This window comes from Streptomyces sp. NPDC056161 (assembly GCF_042268025.1).
Classification (GTDB): domain Bacteria; phylum Actinomycetota; class Actinomycetes; order Streptomycetales; family Streptomycetaceae; genus Streptomyces.
Genome location: NZ_JBHJUV010000010.1, coordinates 209,444 through 215,443 on the forward strand (window position 1 = coordinate 209,444; position 6,000 = coordinate 215,443).

A 6,000-nucleotide genomic window follows, 5' to 3' on the forward strand; every position below is an offset into this window, starting at 1 on the left:
GCACGGTCGCACGACGGTCGCATACGGTCACACGAGTCCGTCACGCAGCACGGACGGCGTCCTCGGCCCCGGGGAACGCAAAGGTGAAACCCGACTCCAGCAGCCGCTTGGGCACCACCCGTTGACTGCCGAGCACATCCCCGGCCAGCTCGCCCAGCGCCGTCCGCAGCACGGGCTCGGGCACCGCGAACAGTGTCGGCCGGTGCAGCACCCGGCCCAGCGCCGCGGTGATCTCACGGTTCGTCACCGGTTCCGGAGCGGTCAGATTGACCGGGCCCGACAGCTCCTCGGTGTCGAGGAGGTGACGCAGCGCGGCGACCACGTCGTGCAGCGCGATGAACGACCAGTACTGCCGCCCGTCCCCGAGCCGTCCGCCGAGCCCGGCCCGGAACAGCGGGAACAGCCGCCCGAAGGCACCGCCCCGGCGGGCCACCACCAGTCCGGTGCGGCCGTACACGGTCCGGATCCCGGCCTCCTGGGCGGGCGCCGTCGCCTCCTCCCACTCCACGCACAGGGACGGCAGGAAACCGTCCCCCGGCGGCGCCGCCTCGTCCACCGCCCGGTCCCCGGTGTCGCCGTAGTAGCCGATCGCGCTGCCGTTCACGAACACCCGAGGTGGCTCCTCCAGTGTCGTGAGGGCCTCCGCGAGCGCCGCCGTGCCCAGCACCCGGCTGTCCCGGATCGTCCGCTTGTAGGCGTCCGTCCAGCGGTGGTCGCCGATCCCGGCGCCCGCCAGGTTGACCACGGCGGTACAGCCGGCCAGCCCGGCCGCGTCCACCTGCTGCCGCTGCGGGTCCCAGCGGACCTCCCCCGGGCCGTCGGGCGCCCGGCGGACCAGCCGCACCACCTCGTGTCCGTCCGCGGTCAGGGACCGCACCAGAGCGCTGCCGATGAGGCCGGACGCCCCGGCCACCGCGATTCGCGAACGTTCCATGGCTTCATCCTGCCCGGCGAGCCGGCGGATCTCCGGACGACTCCCCGGATCCCCGGGCCCGCCGCGCTCGCGGACCCCGTCCCGCCGGGCTCCCCGCGTCCGTCCTAGAGTTGCCGCCATGCCCGACCCGTACATACGCCTCGCCAGGCCCGAGGACGAGGCGGCCCTGAGCCTGCTCGACCGGGAGACCTGGTCGCCGCTGCACGCGGTGCAGCCCCGGCCGCAGCCGCCCTACCGGCCCTTCTTCTCCGAGCGCTGCGGGCCCGGGGACCACCTCGTTGCGGAGGTCGACGGCGTCGTCGTCGGCTACATCAGGCTCGCCCTCCCCACCGAACTGGCCTGCAACGCGCACGTCCGCCAGATCCAGGGGCTCGCCGTCGCCGACTCGGCACGCGGCGCCGGGGTCGGCCGGGCGCTGCTGCGGGCGGTGCAGGACGAGGCGCGGCGGCGCGGTGCCCGGCGCATCACCCTGCGCGTCCTCGGGCACAACGCCCCGGCCCGGGCGCTGTACGAGTCCGAGGGGTTCGCGGTCGAAGGGGTGCTGCCCGGGGAGTTCCTCCTCGACGGGGCGTACGTCGACGACGTGCTCATGGGGCGCTCCCTGTGAGCCTCACGACGTGACCAGGCTCCCCGTGTCCACCGCCGCCGTCGCCGTGGCGGCGCGCGCGGCGTCGCCCGCCACCTCGTCCGCCGTCAGGACGTAGCCCGTCTCGTTGTCGGAGGTCGAGCGGGCGAACACCACACCGAACACCCGGCCGTCGGTGGTCAGCAGCGGGCCGCCGGAGTTGCCGGGACGCACCGTCGAACGGATCGAGTAGATCTCGCGGGTGACCGTGGCGTCGTTGTAGATGTTCTGGCCCGTCGCCGCCACCCGGTTCGCCACCGTGGCCGCCTGGAGGTTCAGACCGCCGTCCTGCGGATAGCCCGCGACCACCGCCGAGTCCCCGCGCGCCGCGCTGTCGTCGAAGCGCAGCGTGGGCGCGTGCAGTCCCGGCACGTACAGCACCGCCACGTCCCGCTGCGGGTCGAACAGCACCACCCGGGACGCGTACGCCGACCCGACGCCGCCGATCCGCACGCTGGGGCCGTCGATGCCCGCCACCACGTGCGCGTTGGTCATCACGTGCTGCGGCGCGAACACGAACCCGCTGCCCTCGCGGCCCTCCGTGCCCGCGGAGCCCTCGATCTTCACCGTGCTCAGCCGCGCGGCGTTCGTGGCGGCGGCCGTCACGTTGTCGCCGGACGGGCGGGCGACATTGGCCGTCGAGTCGCTCTCGAACGGGTTGAACACCTGTGGGAAGCCCGCCTCCGTGAGCGCGGACGTGGCGCGCGAGAACCAGGCGGGGGTGGTGTCCGGCATCGCGTTCTGCACCGCGCCCAGCAGCGCGGAGTTCCGGATCGCGGACGTCACCACCGGCGACGACGAGGCGCCCAGCACGCTCGCCGCGACCCAGGCCACGATCAGCACCGCGACCGTGTTCGCCGCGGCCCCGCCCAGCCCGTCGGCCACCCGCAACGGCCCCCGGTCCAACTCCCGGCGCAGCCGCAACGCCAGCCGCCCGGCCAGTTCGTGTCCCACCGCCGCCGGGATCAGCACCGTCAGCACGGCGGTCACCGTCGCCGCGGTCGTCCCCCGGGTGACCAGGTTCATCACCCACGGCAGGATCCACACGCCGACGACCGCGCCGCCCACGAAACCGGCCAGCGAGACGCATCCGGCGACCAGACCCCGCCGGTACCCCGATCCGGCGTACGCGAGGGTCACCAGTACGAGCAGCACATCGAGCAGGTCCACGGAGCCGCCTTTCTCTCGTACCCCTGATTACGGGCGGGACGGTCCCGGTGATCGGCCGCGCGCGGGACGTCCCGGTCCGGACCTCGCCACGCGCGCGTTACCCACAAAAACGCCCCGGACCGGGATGATGGTTCCACCGGGTGGCACACCACACATCGCGGGCGTGCCGGGAGACACCCAGAGTGGGACCCATGTGGGCCTTCAGAAGATCGCGAAGACAACGGCGGAGACGGCCACGGGGCAGGCGCCGCCTGCTCGGACCGGCTCTGCTGCTCATCGGTAGCCTGTCGGGTGCCGCCGCCACCGGAGCACTGCTGCTGTGGGTCCGGGGCGTGCACAGCCACCCGGCCCCACCCCGGCACGCCCAGCCGCCGGCGCCGCGCAGCGCGCCGCTGTACCGGGCGGCCCAGCCCCGCATCCTGCCGCGCTCCACCTGGCTGAACGCCACCGTGCGCAGGACACAGCCGCCCCCGCGCTACGACGACGCGGTGGTCGCGGTGTTCGTCCACCACACTGACTCGCCCAACACCTACCGCTGCGCCGACACGCCGGAAGTCATCCGCCGGGTGTACGCGGGCCAGACCACCGCCCGCAAATGGGACGACATCGGATACAACTTCCTCGTCGACCGTTGCGGCACCATCTACGAGGGCCGCGCGGGCGGCGTCGAACGCGCCGTCATCGGCGCCCACTCCCAGGGCTTCAACCACCGCACCGCCGGCATCGCGGCCATCGGCACCTTCACCCGGGGCACCGTCGTGCCCCGCGCGATGACCGACGCCATCGCCGCCCTGATCGCCTGGAAGCTGGGCCTGTCCGGCGTGGATCCGCGCTCCGCCGCCCGCCTCGTCTCCAGCAACGCCCTCAGCCGTTACCCGGTCGGCGCCGCCGCCACGCTGCCCGCCGTCTCCGGCCACGACGCCGGCTACCGCACCAGTTGCCCCGGCGCCGCCCTGACCGCCCGGCTCCCCGAGATCAGGAAGGTCGCGGCACGTCTCCAGGGGCGGCGGTGACCACCGCTCACAGCGGCGCCACAGCAGCCGCGCAGCCCCCGCCAAGCCGCCCGCCCTACGGTCGGGACCACAGCAGCCGACCGGAGGTGGGGAGCATGCACAGCAGCCGCACGGAGACGGCGGAGACAGCAGGGACGGCAGGGACGGCAGGGACGGCTGAGGTGAGGGTGGGAGGTCGGGAGCGGGAGGCGGCAAGGGGTACGGTCGTCGGAGGCCGGCGCTTCGACCGCGCGTCCTGGACGGTCCTGTGTGCCGTCGCCGCCGTGCTCCTCGGTCCGGCCGCCGCCACCGCGTCCGCTCTCGACCGGGCCAACAAGGCGCCGCTGCACCACGCGGTACGGGCCCAGCAGCCCCAGGGCCACCTGCCCGCGAACGCCGGCCGCGGGCGCGGCACCGCCTGACGCCCTGACGTCCGCGCCGCACCCCGGCATCGCGCCGTCGGCGTGGCCTCACCCCCGGAACCGCTCCCACAGCTTGGGATAGCGTTCGGCGAGGGCCCGCTCGCTCTCGAAGTCGACCGGCTCGCCCTCCGGTTCGGCGGGCGCGGGGGCCAGGCCGAGGTCCGGGGCGACGGTGCCGGTGAGCTGCTCGTACGCCTCGTCCGCCGCGTAGCCCAGCTCCTCGCCGTCGCCGTCGATCTCCTCGTCGAAGTCGTCCAGCAGGTCGGCCAGCGAGTCCGGGTCGTGCAGGGCGCCCTCGAAGACGTCCCGGCCCTGACCGATCAGCCAGCACCGGAAGAAGTCGAAGGCGTCGTCGCTGGCCCCGTCCAGCAGCACCCAGGCGGCGCCCCACAGGTCCCAGCGGTAGGCGCGGTTGTAGCGGGCCTCGAAGTGACGGGCGAAGTCCAGCACCGCGTCCGGGTCGAGCTGGGCGAGGCGCTCCACGAGCAGGTCCGCCTGCTCCTCGGGGTCGCCCTCGGCGGTCTCGCGGGCGGCGTCCACCAGGTCCCAGAACTCCGTCTCGTCCATCACGGGTCAAGCATCGGGCCTGTCCGGGCGCCACGCACGCGGAGTGCGGGCCGTCAACCGCTGTACAGCCGGGCGAGCCGGGCGGCGTCCCGCGCGAACCGGTTCCGCAGGGTGTCGGGCGCCAGCACCTCGGCCTCCGGGCCGAGCGCGGTGAGCTGCGTGTACGCCACCTCCTCCGACTCGACCGGCAGCGTCGCGGTCACCCAGCCGTCCGGGTCCGCGGCCTCCGCCCCGCCCGCCGTGCGCAGTGCCTCGCGCGCGGCGAGCGGATCGACGACGTACCCGAGCCGCCTGACGCCCTCGGCGGACAGTCGTACGACGACCTCGGCGCGCAGGATCGACCGGGCGAACCGCTCGGCCTGCGCCGCCCAGAAACCGGGCAGGTCGAAGTCCTCGTCGCGGAAGAAGCGGGGGCCGGCGGCGCGGGCGGCCGTGAACCGGTCCACCCGGTAGGTCCGGAACACCCCCGCGTCCGGGACCCGCGCGCACAGGTACCAGGCGCCGGCCTTCAGCACCAGCCCGTACGGCTCCAGGGCGCGCTCCACCTCGGTCTCGCCGCGGCGGTAGCCGGCCGTGAGACAGCGGTCGTCCCAGACCGCCTCCGCGACCGCGGGCAGCAGCGCGGGCGTCTCCGGCTCCCGGAACCAGCCCGGCGCGTCGAGGTGGAACCGCTGCGCGGCGGTCTGCGGGGCGTCCCGCAGGGTGGGCAGCAGCGCGGCGGACACCTTCAGCCGCGCCGCCGAGGCCGTGTCCGCGAGCCCCATGTCCCGCAGCGCCCCCGGCACCCCGCTCAGGAACAGCGCCTCGGCCTCGCCGCGCGCCAGCCCCGTCAACCGGGTCCGGTACCCGCCGATCAGCCGGTACCCCCCGGCCCGCCCCCGGTCCGCGTACACCGGGACGCCCGCCTCCGAGAGGGCCTGCGCGTCGCGGGTGATGGTCCGCTCCGACACCTCCAGCTCCTGCGCCAGCTCGGCGGCGGTCATGGAGGGACGGGACTGGAGCAGAAGCACCATCTTGATCAGCCGGGCAGCACGCATCCCCTCATGATGCCGCCCGCCTCTGACAACGGGCGGCCACCGGTCCTTTGGTGCGGCGGCCCCGCGACGGCCCCCGGTGCGGTGGGGTCGTCACGGGGGTACGGGGACGGGGCGGGGTGCGGGGCCGCGGTGTTCGAACGGGGTGCGCGGGGCGGGGCCGGATCCCCCCCCCGCCCCCCCCCCCCCCACCCCCCGCCCGGCCCCACCCCCGAGCCCACGCCGGGCGCCATCAACCCCCCCCCCCGCACCACCC

The 6,000-nt window shown here is 75.0% G+C and carries 7 protein-coding genes; 3 read left to right on the forward strand and 4 right to left on the reverse strand.

Annotated elements, in window-relative coordinates:
- Window positions 1-40: 40 nt before the first annotated feature.
- The gene (locus tag ACFC09_RS12345; RefSeq protein ID WP_376526301.1) at window positions 41-934 is read right to left on the reverse strand and encodes a TIGR01777 family oxidoreductase; all 894 of its coding nucleotides are present in this window, start codon (window positions 932-934) and stop codon (window positions 41-43) included.
- A gap of 118 nt (window positions 935-1,052) precedes the next feature.
- On the opposite strand from ACFC09_RS12345, the gene ACFC09_RS12350 reads away from it, so the two are divergent.
- Window positions 1,053-1,541 (forward strand): GNAT family N-acetyltransferase, encoded by a 489-nt coding sequence (locus ACFC09_RS12350; protein WP_376526304.1) that lies wholly within the window; start codon window positions 1,053-1,055, stop codon window positions 1,539-1,541.
- A 3-nt stretch (window positions 1,542-1,544) separates the two neighbouring features.
- On the opposite strand, the gene ACFC09_RS12355 is transcribed toward ACFC09_RS12350, so the two are convergent.
- Window positions 1,545-2,729: a MarP family serine protease gene (locus ACFC09_RS12355; RefSeq protein ID WP_376526307.1), complete on the reverse strand. Its 1,185-nt coding sequence runs from the start codon at window positions 2,727-2,729 to the stop codon at window positions 1,545-1,547.
- Window positions 2,730-2,920: 191 nt separating this feature from the next.
- On the opposite strand from ACFC09_RS12355, the gene ACFC09_RS12360 reads away from it, so the two are divergent.
- Window positions 2,921-3,742, forward strand: a complete 822-nt coding sequence (locus tag ACFC09_RS12360) for a peptidoglycan recognition protein (protein ID WP_376526310.1) — start codon at window positions 2,921-2,923, stop codon at window positions 3,740-3,742.
- A gap of 161 nt (window positions 3,743-3,903) precedes the next feature.
- Entirely contained in the window at window positions 3,904-4,143 is a 240-nt protein-coding gene (locus tag ACFC09_RS12365; RefSeq protein WP_376526313.1) for a hypothetical protein, read from the forward strand.
- Between the two features lie 48 nt (window positions 4,144-4,191).
- On the opposite strand, the gene ACFC09_RS12370 is transcribed toward ACFC09_RS12365, so the two are convergent.
- Window positions 4,192-4,710, reverse strand: coding sequence for a DUF4240 domain-containing protein (locus tag ACFC09_RS12370; protein ID WP_376526341.1), 519 nt, complete (start codon window positions 4,708-4,710; stop codon window positions 4,192-4,194).
- A 53-nt stretch (window positions 4,711-4,763) separates the two neighbouring features.
- Window positions 4,764-5,747 carry a helix-turn-helix transcriptional regulator gene (locus ACFC09_RS12375; protein WP_376526316.1) on the reverse strand — a complete coding sequence of 328 codons (984 nt, stop codon included), beginning with the start codon at window positions 5,745-5,747 and terminating at the stop codon, window positions 4,764-4,766.
- Between the last annotated feature and the right edge of the window lie 253 nt (window positions 5,748-6,000).

Excerpts from the sequence above, each read along its gene's own strand:
- ACFC09_RS12345 (WP_376526301.1), bottom strand. The coding sequence starts at position 934 with ATGGAACGTTCGCGAATCGCGGTGGCCGGGGCGTCCGGCCTCATCGGC.
- ACFC09_RS12350 (WP_376526304.1), top strand. The coding sequence starts at position 1,053 with ATGCCCGACCCGTACATACGCCTCGCCAGGCCCGAGGACGAGGCGGCC.
- ACFC09_RS12360 (WP_376526310.1), top strand. The coding sequence starts at position 2,921 with ATGTGGGCCTTCAGAAGATCGCGAAGACAACGGCGGAGACGGCCACGG.
- ACFC09_RS12370 (WP_376526341.1), bottom strand. The coding sequence starts at position 4,710 with ATGGACGAGACGGAGTTCTGGGACCTGGTGGACGCCGCCCGCGAGACC.
- ACFC09_RS12375 (WP_376526316.1), bottom strand. The coding sequence starts at position 5,747 with ATGCGTGCTGCCCGGCTGATCAAGATGGTGCTTCTGCTCCAGTCCCGT.